The 17,967-nt window shown below is 70.3% G+C and carries 18 protein-coding genes; 8 read left to right on the top strand and 10 right to left on the bottom strand.

Annotated elements, in window-relative coordinates; translation table 11 throughout:
- Positions 1 to 35: 35 nt before the first annotated feature.
- The 6 genes from NZH93_RS17025 (at position 36) to NZH93_RS17000 (ending at position 4,538) form a co-directional block, all read left to right on the top strand.
- Positions 36 to 917: an ABC transporter ATP-binding protein gene (locus NZH93_RS17025; RefSeq protein WP_259624072.1), complete on the top strand. Its 882-nt coding sequence runs from the start codon at positions 36 to 38 to the stop codon at positions 915 to 917.
- Positions 917 to 1,999, top strand: a complete 1,083-nt coding sequence (locus NZH93_RS17020) for an ABC transporter permease (protein WP_259624071.1) — start codon at positions 917 to 919, stop codon at positions 1,997 to 1,999. Before NZH93_RS17025 ends, NZH93_RS17020 begins: the two co-directional genes overlap by 1 nt.
- Positions 2,000 to 2,673: 674 nt before the next feature.
- Complete coding sequence (locus NZH93_RS17015; RefSeq protein WP_259624070.1) at positions 2,674 to 3,312, top strand: ArsR/SmtB family transcription factor; 639 nt, start codon at positions 2,674 to 2,676, stop codon at positions 3,310 to 3,312.
- A gap of 311 nt (positions 3,313 to 3,623) precedes the next feature.
- Positions 3,624 to 4,115, top strand: a complete 492-nt coding sequence (locus NZH93_RS17010; protein ID WP_259624069.1) for a hypothetical protein — start codon at positions 3,624 to 3,626, stop codon at positions 4,113 to 4,115.
- Positions 4,112 to 4,327, top strand: coding sequence for an MbtH family protein (locus NZH93_RS17005; RefSeq protein ID WP_259624068.1), 216 nt, complete (start codon positions 4,112 to 4,114; stop codon positions 4,325 to 4,327). The genes NZH93_RS17010 and NZH93_RS17005 overlap by 4 nt, the downstream gene beginning before the upstream one ends.
- 46 nt (positions 4,328 to 4,373) lie before the next feature.
- Positions 4,374 to 4,538 carry a hypothetical protein gene (locus NZH93_RS17000; RefSeq protein WP_259624067.1) on the top strand — a complete coding sequence of 55 codons (165 nt, stop codon included), beginning with the start codon at positions 4,374 to 4,376 and terminating at the stop codon, positions 4,536 to 4,538.
- 48 nt (positions 4,539 to 4,586) lie between these two features.
- On the opposite strand, the gene NZH93_RS16995 is transcribed toward NZH93_RS17000, so the two are convergent.
- From NZH93_RS16995 to NZH93_RS16965, 7 genes are all read right to left on the bottom strand, one after another.
- On the bottom strand, positions 4,587 to 5,816 hold the full coding sequence (locus NZH93_RS16995) for an MAB_1171c family putative transporter (protein WP_259624066.1): 1,230 nt from the start codon (positions 5,814 to 5,816) through the stop codon (positions 4,587 to 4,589).
- Positions 5,809 to 6,198, bottom strand: coding sequence for a hypothetical protein (locus NZH93_RS16990; RefSeq protein ID WP_259624065.1), 390 nt, complete (start codon positions 6,196 to 6,198; stop codon positions 5,809 to 5,811). The genes NZH93_RS16995 and NZH93_RS16990 overlap by 8 nt, the downstream gene beginning before the upstream one ends.
- A 161-nt stretch (positions 6,199 to 6,359) precedes the next feature.
- Positions 6,360 to 6,812 carry a helix-turn-helix domain-containing protein gene (locus NZH93_RS16985; RefSeq protein ID WP_259624064.1) on the bottom strand — a complete coding sequence of 151 codons (453 nt, stop codon included), beginning with the start codon at positions 6,810 to 6,812 and terminating at the stop codon, positions 6,360 to 6,362.
- Positions 6,813 to 7,007: 195 nt separating this feature from the next.
- Positions 7,008 to 7,565: a transposase gene (locus NZH93_RS16980; RefSeq protein WP_259624063.1), complete on the bottom strand. Its 558-nt coding sequence runs from the start codon at positions 7,563 to 7,565 to the stop codon at positions 7,008 to 7,010.
- Positions 7,566 to 7,828: 263 nt separating this feature from the next.
- Positions 7,829 to 10,249, bottom strand: a complete 2,421-nt coding sequence (locus NZH93_RS16975) for a VIT domain-containing protein (RefSeq protein ID WP_259624062.1) — start codon at positions 10,247 to 10,249, stop codon at positions 7,829 to 7,831.
- Positions 10,246 to 10,854, bottom strand: coding sequence for a MerR family transcriptional regulator (locus tag NZH93_RS16970; RefSeq protein ID WP_259624061.1), 609 nt, complete (start codon positions 10,852 to 10,854; stop codon positions 10,246 to 10,248). The genes NZH93_RS16975 and NZH93_RS16970 overlap by 4 nt, the downstream gene beginning before the upstream one ends.
- A gap of 32 nt (positions 10,855 to 10,886) precedes the next feature.
- A complete protein-coding gene (locus NZH93_RS16965) occupies positions 10,887 to 11,798 on the bottom strand; it encodes an oxidoreductase (protein WP_259624060.1) in 912 nt (303 codons plus the stop codon).
- A 121-nt stretch (positions 11,799 to 11,919) separates the two neighbouring features.
- Between NZH93_RS16965 and NZH93_RS16960 the strand changes: the two genes are divergently transcribed.
- Positions 11,920 to 12,279 carry an ankyrin repeat domain-containing protein gene (locus NZH93_RS16960; RefSeq protein ID WP_259624059.1) on the top strand — a complete coding sequence of 120 codons (360 nt, stop codon included), beginning with the start codon at positions 11,920 to 11,922 and terminating at the stop codon, positions 12,277 to 12,279.
- A 15-nt stretch (positions 12,280 to 12,294) separates the two neighbouring features.
- On the opposite strand, the gene NZH93_RS16955 is transcribed toward NZH93_RS16960, so the two are convergent.
- The 3 genes from NZH93_RS16955 to pdxA form a co-directional block, all read right to left on the bottom strand.
- Positions 12,295 to 13,128 (bottom strand): sigma-70 family RNA polymerase sigma factor, encoded by an 834-nt coding sequence (locus tag NZH93_RS16955; protein ID WP_259624058.1) that lies wholly within the window; start codon positions 13,126 to 13,128, stop codon positions 12,295 to 12,297.
- An 81-nt stretch (positions 13,129 to 13,209) separates the two neighbouring features.
- Complete coding sequence (locus tag NZH93_RS16950) at positions 13,210 to 13,983, bottom strand: DeoR/GlpR family DNA-binding transcription regulator (protein ID WP_259624057.1); 774 nt, start codon at positions 13,981 to 13,983, stop codon at positions 13,210 to 13,212.
- Positions 13,984 to 14,038: 55 nt separating this feature from the next.
- The gene (pdxA, locus tag NZH93_RS16945) at positions 14,039 to 16,210 is read right to left on the bottom strand and encodes a 4-hydroxythreonine-4-phosphate dehydrogenase PdxA (RefSeq protein WP_259624056.1); all 2,172 of its coding nucleotides are present in this window, start codon (positions 16,208 to 16,210) and stop codon (positions 14,039 to 14,041) included.
- 176 nt (positions 16,211 to 16,386) lie between these two features.
- Here pdxA and NZH93_RS16940 point away from each other — a divergent pair, with 176 nt between their 5' ends.
- Positions 16,387 to 17,964, top strand: a complete 1,578-nt coding sequence (locus tag NZH93_RS16940) for an ABC transporter substrate-binding protein (protein WP_259624055.1) — start codon at positions 16,387 to 16,389, stop codon at positions 17,962 to 17,964.
- The last annotated feature ends 3 nt before the right edge of the window (positions 17,965 to 17,967 follow it).

Raw genomic sequence — 17,967 nt, 5'->3', positions numbered from 1 at the left:
CGCGCGGATGATCTCCGCCGATTAGCGTTCCCGGCATGCTGACAATGACCTCGATCAGTCGGAGCTTCGGTGACAACCGGGTGCTCGACGAGGTGTCCTTCGACGTCCGTCCAGGGCGGATGACCGGGTTCCTCGGTGCGAACGGGTCCGGCAAGACCACCATGATGCGGATCATCCTCGGCGTGCTCGCGCCGCACGGCGGGACGGTGAGCTGGAACGGCAGCCCCCTGTCCACCGAGCAGCGGCCGATGTTCGGGTACATGCCCGAGGAACGCGGTCTCTACCCGAAGATGAAGATCGCCGAGCAGATCACCTGGCTCGGACGGCTGCACGGGCTGGACCGGGCCACGGCGAAGGAGAACACCGACCGCCTGCTGGCCGAGCTGGAGCTGACCGAGCGCGCCGGGGACAAGCTGGAGGCGCTGTCGCTGGGCAACCAGCAGCGCGTGCAGATCGCCGCCGCGCTGGTGCACGACCCGGCCGTGCTGATCCTCGACGAGCCGTTCTCCGGGCTGGACCCGATCGCCGTGGAGATCGTGCTGGAGGTGCTGCGGAAGCGCGCCGCCGCCGGGGTGCCGGTGCTGTTCTCCAGTCACCAGTTGGCCGTGGTGGAGCAGTTGTGCGACGACGTGGTGATCATCTCCAAGGGTGTGATCGCCGCGAGCGGGTCGCGGGAGGAATTGCGCGCCGAGCACGGGACCTCGCGGTTCGAACTGGTGGTGGCGGCCGACGCCGGGTGGGTCCGGGACCTGCCCGGCGTGCGGATCGTCGAACTCGACGGACCGCGCGCGGTGTTCGAGGTCTCCGCGCCGGACGGGGAGCAGGCGGTGCTGGCCGACGCGCTCCGGCGTGGCGCGGTTCGCGCGTTCAGCCCGGTCGTTCCCACGTTGGACGAGATCTTCAAGGAAGTGATCTGATGAGTCGGGCTTCGTTCACGTCGGCCACGTGGTTGGTGGCCGAGCGGGAGATGAACGTCCTGGTGCGCACCAAGGGCTTCTGGATCAGCTTCGTGGTGACCATCGTGGGGTTGTTCGCGCTGGTCGTGCTGCCCACGGTGTTCGGCGGCGACAAGCCGGTCGTGGCCGCGGTGGACTCGGTCGCGTCCATCCTGGACGGCGAGGAGCTGGAGGTCCGGACCGTTCCCGACCGGGCCGCGGCCGAGGCGCTGGTGCGGTCCGACGAGGTCGAGGCGGCCGTGGTGCCGGACACGACGGGGGAGTCGGCGCTCGGGGTGCGGGTCGTGGCCCTCAACGACCCGCCGGACGACGTGATCAGCGCGCTGGTGGCGGCGCCCCCGGTGGACCTGCTGGACGCGTCCGCCGTGAACTCCGGTGTCCGGCAGGTGGTGATCCTGGTCTTCGCCCTGTTCTTCCTGCTGTTCGGGATGGGCGGCGCGGCCATCGCCCAGAGCACGGTGACGGAGAAGCAGACCCGGATCGTCGAGATCCTGGTGTCGACCGTGCCCATCAGGGCGCTGCTCGCAGGCAAGATCCTCGGGCACGTGCTGCTGACGATGGGGCAGGTGGTGGTGCTCGCGCTCGCCGCGCCCATCGCGTTGCGGCTCGGTGACCAGGGCGAGCTGCTGGCCGTGGTCGCGCCCGCGCTGGCGTGGTTCGTGCCGTTCCTGTGCCTCGGGTTCGTGCTGCTGGCGGCCATGTGGGCGGTCGCGGGCGCGCTGGTCTCCCGGCAGGAGGACCTGGGGTCCACCATGGGGTTGGCCATGCTGCTGGTGATGGGCCCGTACTTCGGCGTGCAGTTCTTCTCGGACAACCCCGCCGTGATGACGGTCCTGTCGTACGTGCCGTTCTCCGCGGCGGTCGCGATGCCCGTGCGGATGTTCACCGGGGACGCGGCCGTGTGGGAGGCGCTGCTGTCGATGGGGCTGCTGGCGGCTTCCGTCGTGGCGATCGTGCTGGGGGCCAGCCGGGTGTACTCGGGCTCGCTGTTGCAGACCTCGGGCAAGGTGGGGCTGGCGAAGGCCTGGAGGCACGCGGACTGATCGCTCGTGCCCCGTCGGGCGGCAGGTCACCCGTGACCCCGTTCCGCCGGGAAGGGTTCTGCGGGAAGCCGAACCGGTCCGTCCGCCTCCACGGGGACGGGCCGGCTCGGCTTCCCGCGTTTTCGCGGTGGTCCGGAACCGGGCCGTGGAACGGGATTCGGCTGTTCGGCCGAATCGCCCGATAGGCCGTTGGCGGGATGCTGTCCGAGTGGGTCCGCATCGGCGCTGGTGAAGAGCCCCGAAACCTGTCCGTCAACTAGTATGGATACACCCGATTTGGACGCTTGACCAGAGTTGACGCCGGTGGGGTCTGGGCCTAGCCTGGCATTCCGCCTGAACTGGGGTTTGGGAACGCTTTTGCACGAGATTGTCCTGGGGGACAAGTGCCGAGGATCCATTTCAGCGTTGAAGATTTGGCTCGCGTCAGGATGGTGACCGGACTGGGCGTGGTCGCCGAAAGTGTGTTCGCGCTCGACCTGTTCAACCGACCGGGAGGTGGTTTCAGCGCCTGGCGCAGTCGCGTGCGGGTGCGTTTGGGTGGTCGACTTGGTGGTATCGAGCGGATGACGTTCCGGCGAAAACCCTTGTCGGAGCTCTTGTGGCTGGTCGGGCGATCCGATTCCGAATCGGGTCAGGAGCCCGCCGAGCCCTGGCGGCGCCAGGTGGCCGAAGCGGTGTTCGAGTTCGGGAACGCCGCTGTGGTCCCGTACTGGGACCAGGCGCTCAAGCACCTGCGCGCGGAGCGGGACGACCGGGGGCGCATAGCGATCTCCGGTGGCATGGACGGGCTGTTCGGCACGCTGCACCCCGCCCTGCGGTGGGAGTCGCCGGTGCTGCACGTGCCCGGCGACGACGACCGGGACGTGCACCTCGACGACCGTGGTCTGCTGTTGAGTCCAGCCCTGTTCCTCGCTCCGAAAACGTGCCTGTTCATCGACCGCGGGGGAGCGGACGCTCCCATCCTCGCGTTCTCCACGAACGCCAACGCGGGTTCGGTGTCCGATGTGGACCACCCGGACGAAGCGGGTGGACAGGCGCTGGGCGCGTTGGTCGGGCACACGAGGGCCGCGGCCCTGCAAGTGCTCGACGACAGCTGCAGCACGAGTGAACTGGCCCAGCGGCTGGGGATCTCGATAGCGGGGGCCAGCAAGCACGCGACCGTGCTGCGGGAGGCCGGGCTGATCAGGTCCGCGCGCAACCGCAACACGGTGCTGCACACGCTGACCCCGCTGGGGATAGCTCTGCTTCGGCGGACCGGGTTGTCCGTCGGACCGAGATCGGTCAGCCCGGCGGGGATCATCGCGTCCGCGTGAGCTGATCGGGCGGCGCCTGAGGGGCGCTGAAGCCGTTGTACCGGAAGGGCGGTCGGGTACGCACCCGACCGCCCTTCCGCGTATCCGGGGGCCACTGGTTCTGCTCGTGTCCCTCGTCTCTCGTCCCTCGTCCTGGGTCTCTCGTCCCTCGCCCCGCGTTCGCCTCGCGCAGCCTCGCCACCTCTGCCTCCACTTCGACGACGCGGTCCCACCGTCCCACCGGAACTTCGCCGCCGGGTCAGTCCTCAGGAGACATTGTCACGCGAGGTGACTGTGCCGATCCTCGTCGTAGTCGGAAGCCTCCTTTCAGGATGATCTTCGCGTGGAACTCGGGCGGACAAACGACACCGCTGTTTTGCCCCTGGGTCAAAGACCTGGAGGGACGGATCACCGTCTTGCCAGTATTCGTTCTTGTGCCTCGACTGATTGTTAGCCGTCAGCTCGCGCTGGTGCTGAACGTGCCCGGCCTGGTCTGGCGGGGGGTGAACGGTTGGCCGCAGTTCGACATGGCCCAGAGCCTGCCCGAACAGCCGGTGGTCGGTTCGCCGGTCAACCTGCTCGCCAGGCAAGTCTTGATGATCGGCCCGCTGCTGACCCCGCTGTGGGTCGTCGGCCTGGTGACGCTGATCCGCCGCTCGCAGTGGCGGACCTACCAGGTGTTCACCTGGGCGAGCGACCGCTGTGGCCCGAGGAAGGCGTCCTGGTCTGCCAAGGTCCCCGCGAGCCGTGGTCGCCACCTGGCCGCGACTGCGCCGACTCGGCACCTTCCGACACCCCAACCGATCCCGAGGAGCCAAGGATGAGCACAAACCCGTTCGACGACGAGAACGGCACATTCCTCGTGCTGGTGAACGACGAGGGCCAGCACTCGCTGTGGCCGTCGTTCGTCGACGTGCCCGAGGGCTGGTCGATCGCGCTGACCGCGTCCACCCGCCAGGCTGCGCTGGACCACGTCGAGCTGCACTGGCGGGACATGCGCCCCAAGAGCCTCGTCCGCGCGATGAGCGACTGGTGATGACCGCCGCACCAGCACTGTCCGCAACTGCGGCGACAAGTTCGGCATGCCATGGCAGGAGGCCTTCACCACCAACGACCGCGCCAAGACCGTCGAGTACTGCAACGGCGTGGTGGCCGAGCGGGTCGACGAGAACCACCTGCGCACGTGCTACCACGCGGCGTCCGTGCGGTTCGACTATCAGTGGGACGACGTGCTCGCGCGATCGTGACTACAGGCGAGTCGGCTGGGTGGTAGGTGACTGTGGTTGGCGGTGCTCTCAGCCGGACGTTGTGGATGTTCCGCCGCGCGACCGTGACCACGGGCGAACCGGGCGGGTGGCGGTGAAGGCATCCGCGACCTCGACCAGGAACGCGGTGTCGCTGTCCAGGTCGCGGCCGCCGTGGATCGCGGCGTGGGACGGTCCGTTCGGGGGTGATTCACCTGCCGAACGGGCCCGCAGACCCGCTTTCAGGATCGCCGCCTCCACGGCCGCGTCCAACTGGTGTCCCGTCTTGCCCTCGCGCACGGCCTCCTCCCGCAGCCGCGCCACCGCGTCGGGGTCGAGGTAGGCCTGGAGTGCCAGCCGACCGTCGCGGATCTCCACGACCCGGCGGTACAGCCGCAGGTCGAGGTCGCGGGGGTCGAGTCGGTCCAGCAGCGGCGACCGCGGTGGCGACAGCGCGATCTGCGGGTTGGCGCGGTAGAGGGCCAGCCACAACGGCGTCAGCCGCTGGTAGGTCACGAACCGGTGGACCCACCCGGCGACCGCCCCGTCACCGGACACGCGCAGCCGCGGCAGGGACGCGGACAGCAGCACCAGCACGAACGCGACGAGCGTGAGGTACTTGTCCATGACGGCCGAGAACGCGTCCGAATACGGCAGGCCGAACCGCTTCGCGGTGAAGAACAGACCTTTGTGGACGTGGTAGACGGTGATCGCCACGACGCCGATGGTGCTCATCCACAGCCGCAACCGGACCGCGGGCCGTTCGGCGTCGCACAGGTTGAGCCAGCTCAGCCTGGCCAGTTCGACCAGTGCGGGCATCAGGCCGACGAGGTAGACCAACCAGTACTCCAGCACCAGCGGCACGTGCCCGTAGAAGATGTTGAACTTGACGTCGTTCTTCGGGGTCTCGGCGAGCGCGAACAGCACACCCGTGCCGACCATGGAACCGGCCACCAGCAGCCGGAGCCGCCACGACAGCCGCACGGGTTCGCCGCCCTCGCGCATCCACAGCAGCAGATTCCGCGCGGCCCACGCCGCGATCAGCACCGTCCAGTGGCTCAACGGCTTCGCGACGTTCGGAATGCCCAGCAGGTCACCCGCCGCCTCGTAGGTGCCGGGCGCCTGGAGGGTGAACGAGATCGCCAACGCCCCCAGGTAGGTCAGGACGAGGCGGTTGCTCCGCGCCTCCACCGCGTTCCGCCCGCGGTTGATCACGAGCCTGCCGATCAACGCCACCCACGCCAGGACCGGCGGGCCGTATACCCGTGCGGCTTCACCCACGCTTGGGAGCCTCCGGCCAGAACAGCGCGTCGCCGACCCGGTCGTCCAGCGCGGTCCCCGTCCGCCCGCCGTCACCCGCGCTCATCGCGCGGTGCGCGATCAGCGACGCCAGCAGCTCCGCCTCCCGCTCCTCCTCCGCGCTGTACCCGGTCCGTTCCAGCACCCGGCGAACCATCGCCGGGTCGAGGTCCGGCAGCAGCGCCCGCATGTGGTCGGCTTCCGGCAGCGTGTCGCGGAAGTGGTCGCAGAGCAGGTGACTCAGCTCGTGCAGGATGATGTGGTCCTGGTGCGGCGGCGTGGTCGCCTGCTCGTACAGGATCAGGTCCATGGTGTCGGTGGCGACCCACATCCCCATCACGTCCGGGAAGTCACTGGTCGGCACCAGGATGATCGCCCGAGATCTTCGCTCGGCCACCAGTTCGCACAGCGCCCGGACGTCGAACGGTCGTGGAAGCGGCAGCGTCGACGCGATGAGCTCACAACGACGGCGCAGTCGCCGAAAACTGGCGGTGATGGTGCCCCCAAGGTCAGTGGCCGAGCTTGTCAGAGGTCCGGCTCCGGAAGATCCGGCAGGCCCTCCAGTTCGCGCACGCGCTCGACCATCTCCGTGATCGCGACGAGACTCTTGGCCGACAACCCCGAGGCACGGAGCGCGATCTGCCGCACCGAGCTGTCCCGCACAGCCGTGAGCAGCGCTAGCTCAGCGTCGATGCGGTGCGTCGTGTCATCGTCGAAGAAGTACGCGGGCGGCACACCGAAGAACCCGGCGAGCGCCTCGACGTGCTTCATGGTCGGATTATTCCGCAGACCGCGCCGCAATTGCCATATGTAAGTCGCGGAAATAGTAGGACCACCACGGGTCCGGATCGCCTCGGCAACCTCTTCGAACGAGTACTCACGCCCACCACGCGGCTTGATGGTCCGAAAAAGGTGATCGACCCTGGCCGCGAGGGGCTCAACGGCGTCAGGGTTCACCGCGGACACTTCGTCCGGCATGCATCCTCCTCAAACGGAGGTGGGAAGTATACCAGTCCGTCAACTCTCGTGGCGCAGAACAAGCATAAGCCCTGATCTCAGTTGACGACCCGAAACGACCTCCTGTCATCGGAAAACGGAATGGGTCATGTTTCATGGACAGCACCAACACCAGAAGACACCAACCCAGCCGCCGCGCACCGACCTTCCACAAGATCAGCACCCCATGCCTGCAAGTCCAATCGCGCAGGTGAGAACGCTTGGTGGTGAACCAGACCCACACCCCGGCCTGGTCACCGCAGTGCCAACCCACGGCCGCACCCTAATACGCCAAGCGGAAAGCACCTCCTTGTTGTCGTCGAACCCAGCGGCCAGGAAACGACTGCCGGGCGCCATTTCTGGACCGTGACCAGACCCGCTGACGAACACCACCCCGCACCGACGCAACGTCCGACGGGTCGAGGGATGCGAATAGGCCCTATTCGCGATCACCGCGTCCGGCCGTGACCGCGGACGCCCCGGCCCGTCGCGGCGAACACGGGTACCGTCCAGCAGCGGCAGCAACTGCGGATTGTCCCCGGCCTGTCCCGGATCGAGCAGCACCCACATCGGCAGGCCACGCCCGTCGACCACCGGATGGATCTTCGTACTCAACCCACCACAGGACTGGTCGAGCCCTTCCCCGACGACCGCGAGGGCTTCGCTGTCGCTGCCGCAGCCTCCTTTCCGCGCTCCGGCGGCATGCTGGCGCGTGTGCATGATCGTGGAATCCACGCTCACGTCCTGGTCTACCAGGGCCCACGAGCGGGCGGGATGTCCCGCTATGGGCGCCACCTGGCTGGCTTCCTCCTGATGGGCAGCAGCGGTTGCGGTAGTGCCCACCGCGTGTCGGTCGAGTCGGTCCGGCACGTCGTCGCTGCGCTAGCCACGAGGTGTCCGGTGGTGCGGGGTTGCTAAGCCGACTGCCGGAGACCTTGCCCTGTGGGGAAGGAGGTCTGCCGGAGTCCGGTTGGGGATCCGGCAGACCGGCCGGTGTGTCAGCGGCGCCAGAAGGATGTGCGGCGCTTTGGGGTGGACTCGTCTGGTGTTGAGCTGTTCGTCGTGGACTTGGTCTGGGCGAACTCGTCGAGTACCTGACGGGCCTTGGTCCAGAGGGCGTTCACGTCGCCGCCCGCTAGCAGGCCCGCCACTAGTCGTCGTAGCGGCTCGTACACGGGGCCGGTCAGACGGGCCAGCAGGGTGTCCAGTCTGCTGGCCAGATCTGCCAGCAGGTCGCGGCGTTCGTAGGCGGGTAGGCCTTCGGCGTCCCGTAGTCGACCCGCCTCGGTCGCCACGATCGCGGTGAGGTCGGCGAGGCCGTTGTCCGGCAGGATTCGCAGCGACTCGGGCTGGGCGTTGCCCGTCCTGGCCGGAGCGGATCGGCGCTTCGGGGCGGCTGCGGGTGGGGGTGGCGGACCTGCGGGTGCCCCGCCTGCGAAGGGTACGGGCATCGGTGCGGATGGTGGTGCTCCGAAGGAGGGGGCCGGAGCCGCGAGTGGCATGTTCGCCGGCGCGCGGACCATGAACTGCGGTGCACCGAACGACATCGCCTGGACCGGTGGCGCGGACTCCCAGCCGGCGGGTAGTTCGACGGGCTGCACCACGCGGTGTACGGTGCCGTCCGACACGACCTCCGAGTCGACCGCGACGAACGCGGTGAAGCGGCACAGCACCCCGAACTTCAAGGACGTCGACACGATCGTCGACTCCAACCCGGAGTTCCCCGCCACGTACGCGTCTTCCAAGCGCCGCAACTCCGACCGCGCCCACTGGGCGGTGATCGCGGGCTCGGCCCGGACCACCGCGGGCACCACGGCTTCCCACGCCTGCTCGTCCCGCGTGCGACCGCGCACGGTGAACGAGCCGGACGCCTCACCTCGGTACCGGCCGGACACGACCAGCGGCACACCGGGGTAGATCGCTGTCGGGCGAGCCGACTCGTCCACGAACGACACCCCGTCCGCGGTCAGCACGACCTCGGTGACGACGGGCGCGGCGATGCGGCGCTGGATGTGCTCCATGGCGTCGTCCAGCCTGTCCTCGCTCTCCACCAGTTCACACCGCCCGGCGCCGGTCGCCGCGAGCCTCCCCAGGAAGCCCGCGTTGACCGCCGTGTCGACCCCGACCGCGTGCACCCGCGTCCGCCCGACGAGCGGCGCGATGTCGTGCAGGATCTGGTCCTCGTTGCCCACCTGGCCATCCGTCACCAGCACCAGCGTGCGGTCGCGCTGATCGTCCGACCGCCCGAGCAGCCCCAGGCCGTCGCGGATCGGCGCCAGGAGTTCCGTGCCACCACGGGCCTGCACGCCCGCCAGGTGCTCGACGGCCCGGTACCGGTTGCGGTCCGTCGCCGGGACCAGCCCTGCGCCCAAGTCTTCCGGGTGGCCGACCTCGTGGTCGAACGTCACCACCGCGAACCGGTCGTCCGCCGTCAGCGTGTCCACGATCCGCGCGGCCGCCCGCCGCGCGGCGACCATCTTCCAGCCGTGCATGCTGCCCGAGCGGTCGAGCAGCAGCACCACGTCCCGAGGTCGCACCGGCGCGACGGACTCCGGCGGCAGCACCGTCACCTGGTAGGTGCCCTCCGCGCCGTCGGGCTCGTCCGGCACGCACACCGCCGCCGAGCCGTGGCCCACGTAGACCAGGCGCAGCACGAAGTCCCGGTCCGCGCGCTCGCCGGGCACCACCGTGATCAGGTTCCCCTCCTGGTTCACGGCGTGCAGGCTCGACCGCACCTCGCCGAGTTCCAACCCGGCCGGGTCGACCTCGACCCCGATCGACAGCCGCACCGGGTTGGGGAAACCGGCCAGCAGCACCGGAGGCGTGATCCGCGACGCATCCGGCACCTGGTCGGTGTCCTGCGCGTGGCCGTCGCCCACCGACTCGCCGGACAGGGGAGTGCCAGGCACGTACCGCGGCGCCACCACGAGCGGGAACCGGAACGTCGCCGCCCCGTCCTCGAACACCAGCGGCCCCACCAGCGTCAGCGCGACGCTGACCCGCTCGCCCGGCAGGATGTTCCCGACGCGCATCGTGAACACATCAGGTCTTTCCTCCTCGGCGATCGATGCCCGTTTCCCCGCCGCGATGGCCTCGTCGTACTGCTGCCTCGCCGCACCCCGCTCCTGGAGTTCCGCCTCCACGGTGCGCCCGTCGGCGGTCATCGTCATGCCCGTCACGGCCGCGCGGTCGGGCAATGGGAACACATACGTGGCCTCGAGCGCGGTGTCGTGCGGGTTGACGAAATCCGTCGTCAACACCACCCGCCCGACCAGCCCGGTGACCGCCGCCCGCACGTCTATCCGCTCCAGGGGCAGGTTTCCGCGTTCGGTGCGCAGCGCGCCGACCCCGCCCTCACCCGCGACCCGGCCGATCCGGTCGAGTTCGGACACGTCCATCGGAGCGATCGAGAAGGTCATGACGAGTCCCTTTCATCGGTGAGGCCACGGGTGGAGAGCAGGTCGAGCAGAGGCCGCGCCGCAGTGGCGATGGCGACCCGATCGGCGGGGGAGGGCGTGCCGGGCACCAGCAGCACCACGCCACCCGGCAGCACCACCCCGGTGAGCGCGGCGGGCGGTGCCACGTCGACCGTCACGCTCGGACTGGTGCGGCCGACGTCCCAGGCCGGGTCGGAACTCGATCCCGAGGTCGGCGGGGTGGCCCAGAACCTGGGCCGCGCCGTGTCCTCGAGGGGCTGTTCACCCCCCGGCAGCAGCCCCTCGGGGACACGGGCGACCGCCGCCAACCGGTCGTCGGTGGCGCCTGCGAGCTCGGCCTGGATCTCGGCGAGCGTGCGCCCGTCCGCCTGGAGTCTCTTCACCGCCACGAGTTGCAGCAGGTGACGGGTCTCGTAGAGCGCGGTCCGCCCCCTCATCGCGGACGGTCTGTCCACCAGGCCCGTGGTGGCGTACCACCGGACGGCGCGCCGATCGGGCACGTCGCGGACCCGGCCGTTGGGCGCGCCGGGGTATTCCGCGGTCAGCGCCGCGCCTACCCGCTCCACGAGCTCGTCGATGGTCCACATGGGGTAATGGTGACACTGCAATCGTGACAGTGTCAAGGTCGGAACGGGTAAACGACGCCCGACAGCTCGGTGGACACGTCCCACAGCCGTCGGGCGGTCTCCGGATCGGTGAGCGCGGGACCGGGGTGGAGCAGGACCGGGTGGCCGCGCATCCAGGTCCGCGGACCAGGCCCGTAGAACTGCCCGCCCTCGGCGCCGGGCGCGGTGGCGGCGTGCAGTTGGCTCCACGCGCCGTGCTCGGCGGGCTGCGCGATCCACGAGTTCCCCAGCTTCAGCACGAACGCGACGAACCCGCCGCCACTGGAGTTCGGCAGGTTCGTCTCGGCGAAACCGGGATGCGCCACCAGGCTCGCCACCGGCACCCCGGCCGCCCGCAGCCGCCGGTCCAGGTCGATGCCGAACACCACGTTGGCGACCTTGGACTGCTCGTAGAACTTGGGCGCGCTGTAGGACCGTTCCCCGGAGAGGTTGTCGAAGTCGATCGACCCGTGCCGGTAGGCGTTCGAGCTGACCGTCACCACCCGCGCCCCGGTCCCTCGCCGCAGCAGCGGCAGCAGCAGACCGGTCAACGCGAAGTGCCCCAGGTGGTTCACCGCGAACTGCGACTCGACCCCTTGCGCGGTCAGGGAGTGCGCGGCCATCCCGATCCCCGCGTTGTTCACCAGCACGTCGACCGGCGACCCACGCCCCGCCATCTCGGCGGCGAACGCGCGCACGGAATCGAGGTCGGCCAGGTCCAGCCGCAGCACGTCCACCCGCCCACTCAGCCGCCCGGCCGCCGCCCGGCCGCGCTCCTCGTCACGCGAGGCCATGACCACCGTCGCGCCGCGCTCCGCGAACGCCTTGCACGTCTCGAAGCCGAGTCCGCTGTTGCCGCCGGTCACGACGACCGTCCGTCCGGTCTGGTCCGGCATGTCGGCGGTCGTCCAAGCAGGAGTGGTCATGCGACCAGGGTCCTCTTGGAGGGGATGGTGCGTGGTCGTGCCGTCGATCGACCGGGCCGACGTCACATCGAGGCGTCGTCCGGGCTCATGGGTACGAGTGCGACCACACGAGGAGGACACGATGAAGTTCGAAGACGCCGTCGAGGCCGCGGACGAGGCGACGGTGCGATCGATGCTGGCCGCCGATCCGGGACTGCGTGATCGGCACGGGGACCTGGTGACGCGGATGGCCGAAGCGCGCGCCTGGCCCGCCGTCCGGCTGCTGGTCGAACTCGGTTTCGACGTCAACGGGGTCACCGCCGCGGGCGCCACCGCCCTGCACCACGCGGCGGCGGCAGGTGAGTTGGCGATCACGCGGCTGCTGGTCGAGCACGGTGCCGACCACACCGCCACCGAACCGGGGTTCGAGGCGCGGCCCGCGGGGTGGGCGCGGTACTTCAAGAAGCCGGAGGTGCGGGAGTACCTCGAATCCCTGTCCTGACTGCGCCACGGCCGGTCAAGAGCGGACCACGTCGATCCTGACGATCCTGTCCTCCGTCACGGTGAAGGCCATGACGGAGAACGGCCGCCCGCCGCGGGTGATCACCGTTCCGATCGCGCCGTTGACCAGGACAGGACGTAGTTGACCGTCGTGCGGCGCGCGCGCCTGCTTGGCCACGGCGTGCGCGCCGCGAACGACGGTGGGTGGCCGCGAGGCGCCGAAGTCGGTGCGCAGCACGACATCGGGGTCGAGGACCTGGACCAGGGCGTCGAAGTCGCCGGTCCACGCGGCTGCGTAGAAGGCGCGGACGACCTGCCTCTTGCGCGCCAGATCCTGGCCAGGCGGTGGGATCCGGGCGTCGTGCACCCGGCGTCGGGCCCGGCTGGCGAGCTGCCGCGCGGCAGCCGGGGTGCGGCCCGCGACGCGGGCCACCTCGTCGAAGGGCAGGCCGAACAGGTCGTGCAGCACGAACGCCACCCGTTCGGCGGGGGAGAGCTGGTCGAGCACGACGAGCAGGGCCAGGCTCACCGAGTCGGCCAGCACCGCCTCCTGCTCGGGGTCGAGGTCCCCGTCCGGGATGACGACCAGGTCGGGCAGGTGCGCGGTGAACGGGTCCTCCCGGCGGCGTCGGCGGGAGCGCAGCACGTGCAGGCACTCACGGGCGACGACGGTGGTCAGCCATCCGCCGAGGTTGTCGATCTCGTCCGCGTCGGACCGGCTCAGCCGCAGCCAGGCGTCCTGGACGGCGTCGTCCGCGTCGGCCGCCGAGCCGAGCATCCGGTACGCCACCGCGCGCAGCCGGTCTCGGTGCTCCTCGAACCGCGCGGCCAACCACTCGTTCTCGTTCATCCATCACCGTTCCATCGCCGGGGGCTCACAGAGGTGATCCCCCGGACACGGCGAAGGTGACAAGCCACGGCGGAGCAGGACCTAGTCCTCGTTCGGGTCCACCGTCACCACCTGCGCGCCGCGCTTGGTGAACTGGTCGACCAGGCGGGGGTCGACGCTGTCGTCGGTGACCAGGGTCCAGCGGGACGGCATGCGGACCCACGAGTGGAACGGGCTGCGGCCGAGCTTCTCGGCGTGGGCCAGCACGTACACCTCGTCCGCCCGGCGCATCATCAGCTCCTTCAGCCTGGTCTGCTGGAGGTCCGCCTCGCACAGGCCGTTCTCCGGCGTGACGGCGTCCGCGCCGAGGTAGGCGCGGTCGAACGTCATGCGTTCCAGCGCGGCCTCGGTCAGCGGGCCGACGAACCCCTGGCTGAGGTGCCGCAGCGTGCCGCCGAGGCACTCCACGTGCACCGACTCGGAACCCGCCAGTTCCTGCAACGCGGTCAGCCCGGTGGTGGCCACGGTCAGCTTCGGCACGTTCCGCAGCTCGTGCGCGAGCGCGCCGACGGTCGTGCCCGAGTCCAGCAGGACCGTCTCGCCGGACTTGACCTCCGAGGCCGCCCACTTCGCGATGGCGGCCTTCTCGGCGAACGCCTCCAGGATCCGCTGCCGCACCGACAGCTCCTGGTGCACCATCAGGGCTATCGCGCCGCCGTACGTGCGCGCCACCCTGCCCTCGTCGGTCAGTCGCGCGAGGTCGCGGCGGATCGTCGACGCTGTGACCTCGAACGTGATGGCGAGCTCGTCCACGCTGGCGAGCCCCGTCGTCGTCGCCATCCGGACGATCTCTTCGCGACGGTCGTTCGTCCGCATCCCCGCCATGCGCTGCCTCCGGTGCCGTCGTTGTCCGAGCGTCCGAACACTATCTTCAGGCGGGCACCGCGGCGGGGCTGGGCGACATGCGGGCCGCCTGGTGCAGCGCCTCGATCATGCTGCGGATGTCCGCCACACCCTTGCCCGCGATGTCGAACGCCGTGCCGTGGTCGACCGACGTGCGGATCACCGGGAGGCCGACGGTGATGTTGACGCCCGCCTCGATGCCGAGCACCTTGACCGGGCCGTGGCCCTGGTCGTGGTACATCGCGACGATGAGGTCGTAGTCGCCGCGCCCGGCGAGGAAGAACGCGGTGTCGGCGGGCAGCGGGCCGCGCGCGTCGATGCCCGCCGCCTGGAGCACCTCGATGGCGGGCGTGATCTTCTCCGCTTCCTCGCCCTGGCCGAACAGGCCGTTCTCGCCCGCGTGCGGGTTGATCGCGCACACGCCGATCTTGGGTGCCGGGACGCCCGCGCGGACCAGCGCCTCGTGACCGCGCCGGACGGTGCGCTCGACGAGACCGGGCTCGATCTTGCGGATGGCGTCCACCAGGCCGATGTGCGTGGTCACGTGGATGACCTTGACCTTGGGCGTCGACAGCATCATCGACACCTCCTCGGTCCCGGTCAGGTGCGCGAGGAGTTCGGTGTGGCCGGGGTAGACGTGGCCGCCGGCGTGCAGGGCCTCCTTGTTCAGCGGCGCCGTGCAGATGCCCTGCACCTCGCCGGACATCGCCAACTCGGCCGCCACGCGGATGTAGTGGAACGCGGCGTCGCCCGCGACGGCGGACAGCTCGCCCCACTGGAGGTCGGCGGGCAGCAGCCCGAGGTCGATCACGTTGACCCGGCCGGGCACGAACTCGGCGTCCTCGACCGACTCCACCGTGACGACGTCGGCGGTCACGCCGAGCGCCTCCGCGCCCAGTCGCAACCGGGCGGCGTCGCCGACCACCACCGGACGGCACTCGGTGGCGAGGCCTTCGTCGAGCAGCGCGCCGACGACGACCTCTGGGCCGATGCCCGCGCCGTCGCCCATGGTCACGGCGATGTACGGGCGGGTGTCGGGACTGGTGGTGCTCACGTGACTGCCTCCGTGGCGTTCGTGGTCGGACCGCAGCGCGGCCGCGATGTCGGTGAGTGAGCCGGGTGTGCCGAAGCTGCCCGGCCGGGTGACGACCCTGCGGCCGTCGGGTGTGGTGCTGAGGACCGCCCCGTGGTGGCCGGGGAGGGGGCCGTGGACGGTGAGCCGGGTGACGCCGAGCCGGTCGAGGACCGCTCGGGCGGTCTCGCCTCCGGTGAGGACGAGGTCGGAGGTGGACGAGCGCGCGGCTGCCGCGGCCGTGTCGGCGAGCGCGGCGACCAGTGTGCGGGCCGCTCCGGGCACGATCCCGGCGGCGGCGTCGATGGTCAGGACGACCAGGTCTGCCGGGTGGGGGAGAACCGGGGCCAACGTGGTCGGGTTCAGCGCGACGACGTGCGCGCCCGCCGCTCGGAGGTGCTCGACCTGCGCCGAGGCCGCCGCCGAGCCGACGACGACAAGCACGCCGTCACCGGGCGCGGGAACCTCCACGAACGAGTGGTCTTCGCGGCCGAGCGCGGCGGCGAGCCCGGCTGATCCCACCAGCACGGCTCTGATCGACGTCCCGGCTGCCGCGATCAGGTCGAGGTCGGCGTCGGTCTCCGCGTCGCACACGGCGACGGCGCCCTCCGCGCGGATCGCGCGCAACCGTGCGACCAGTTCGGGGCCGCGCACCTCGGTCAGCGGAATCACCCGGACGGGTTCGAGCGCGAGCAGGTCGGCGATCGACCGCGGTGGTGGCACGGGCTCGACCCGCCACGCGTCCGTCTCGTGCAGCGGCACGCCGTCCAGGTGCACGACGCCGCCGCGCACGACCCGGCCGAGACGGGGGAGCGCGGGGCACACGACGGCGAAGCCGCCCGCGCCGCGCACGGCCGCGGCGACGTGGCCGCGGAGCTGCGAGTCGACCTTGACGAACACCTGCCGGGACGCGCCGAGGGTGGCGACGGCCCGCGCGGTCTCCGCCTCGGCAGCCGGAGCGGGCCCGGAGCGCGTGTCGAGGTCCACGACGATCACCTCCCGGTCATCCACCGGCAACGTGGCGTCCACGCCGAGCAGCACCAGGTTGCGCGTTGTGCGCATCGGGATCACGGACGCCACCTCGGCCGCCCCGGACAGATCATCAGCGACAACAAGGACATTCGGCACTTCTGACCCACCTCCTCGGCAACGCTGTGACGAAAGGATTGCACAGAACGCGCTGAAAATGCCAGAGGACTTGCGCGAAACGTGCAGACCGTGCCACTGTGGCTCGGGTAACACCGGTGACCCCGGCCGTGCAGGGCCGCAGCGCCGAATCCCCCGAGCACTGTGAGAGGTCGACGATGACCCGATCCGGAAGCGGCCCGGAGCTCTCCCGCCGCACCCTGTTGAGATGGGGTGCGATAGCCGGAGCGGGCGTGACGCTGGGCCCGCTGCTGAACGCGTGCGCCGGTCCCACCGGGACCCCCGGTCCCGGCACACTGACCCTCGCGCTCAACCGCTCGCTGATCAGCCTGGACAACAAGCTGAACCAGTTCGACGCGGCCGTCACCGTCCAGCGCGGCGTCCGCCAGGCGCTCACGATGGTCGGCCAGGACCTGAAGCCCCGGCTCGTGCTGGCCGACCGGTTCGAGCTGACAGCGCCCACGCAGTGGACGGTGCACCTGCGCGACGGTGTGCGCTACTCGGACGGCTCGCCGGTCACGGTCCAGGACGTCACCACCGCGCTGGAGATGTACCAGCAGGTGAACGGGTCGTTCATCGCGGGCTTCTTCTCCGAATTCCCCACCGTCGTGCCGGTCGACGACGCCACGTTCGTGCTCCAGACCGAGCGGCCCATCCCGGTCCTGGACTACCTGATGGCGAACATCCTGGTCACCCCTTCGGGGAGCAACCGCCCCGAGGAGTTGCAGGAGGGCATCGGCTCCGGCCCGTACGTGATGCGCTCCGGCAACCGCGGCACCGGCAACTACTCCCTCGCGGTCAACGAGAACTACTGGGGCACCAAGCCGCGCGTGCCGAACGTGCAGGTCCGGTTCGTGCCCGAGGAGTCGAGCCGGGTCGTGTCGCTGCGCAGCGGCGAGGTCGACGTGATCGACTCGATCACCCCGGACTCGGCCGACCAGCTCGCTGGCCTGCCGGGCGTGCGGATCACCCGCACCCCGAGCACCCGCATCAACCAGCTCTTCTACAACTTCCGCAAGCCGCAGGGCCACCCGCTGGCCGACCCGAGGGTGCGCGAGGCGTTGACCTACGCCATCGACGGCCGGGCGCTGGTCCAGGACGTCCTCGTCGGCTCGGTCACCCAGGCGGACGGCGTCGTGCCGACCGGGCTGGAGGGCGCGGTCAAGACGGGCGAGTACGTCTACGACCCCCAGCAGGCCAAGCAGCGGCTCGACGCGCTGGGCGTGCGCGACCTCGAACTGAAGATCATCTGGGAGAGCGGCGAGTTCGCCAGCGACACCTCCGTCATGGAGGCCGTGCTCCAGATGCTCGGCCAGGTCGGCGTGCGCTCCACGCTCCAGCAGTTCGAGCCCGGCGGCGACATCCTGTCGTGGCGGCAGGGCAAGGCGGGCGACTGGGACGTGCTCGGCAACGGCTTCTCCAGCCCGACGGGCCTGGCCGTGAGCATCCTGCAAGGCATGTACGCGGGCACCCCGGAGAAGGAGCAGACCCGCGACACCTACCAGGGCTACGTGGTCCCGTCGATCGCCGCGCAGATCGCCGACGCCTCCGCCGAACCCGACGCGGCCCGCCGCGCGCAACTGCTCAGCGACGCGCAGAAGGCCGTGTGGGCGACCTGGCCGTGCCTGTGGGCGTTCGTGCCGAACGCCGTGCTCGCCAGCCGCGACCGGGTCGGCGACATCTCGCTCGCGCCCACCAACTCCTACGACCTCGCGTCCGCGCGACTGGAGGGCTGACCG

Origin of the sequence: Umezawaea endophytica (assembly GCF_025061645.1) — a bacterium.
Lineage (GTDB): Bacteria > Actinomycetota > Actinomycetes > Mycobacteriales > Pseudonocardiaceae > Umezawaea > Umezawaea endophytica.
Note: the sequence above shows the minus strand (reverse complement) of the source record. Positions and strands in the feature narration are given on the sequence as shown.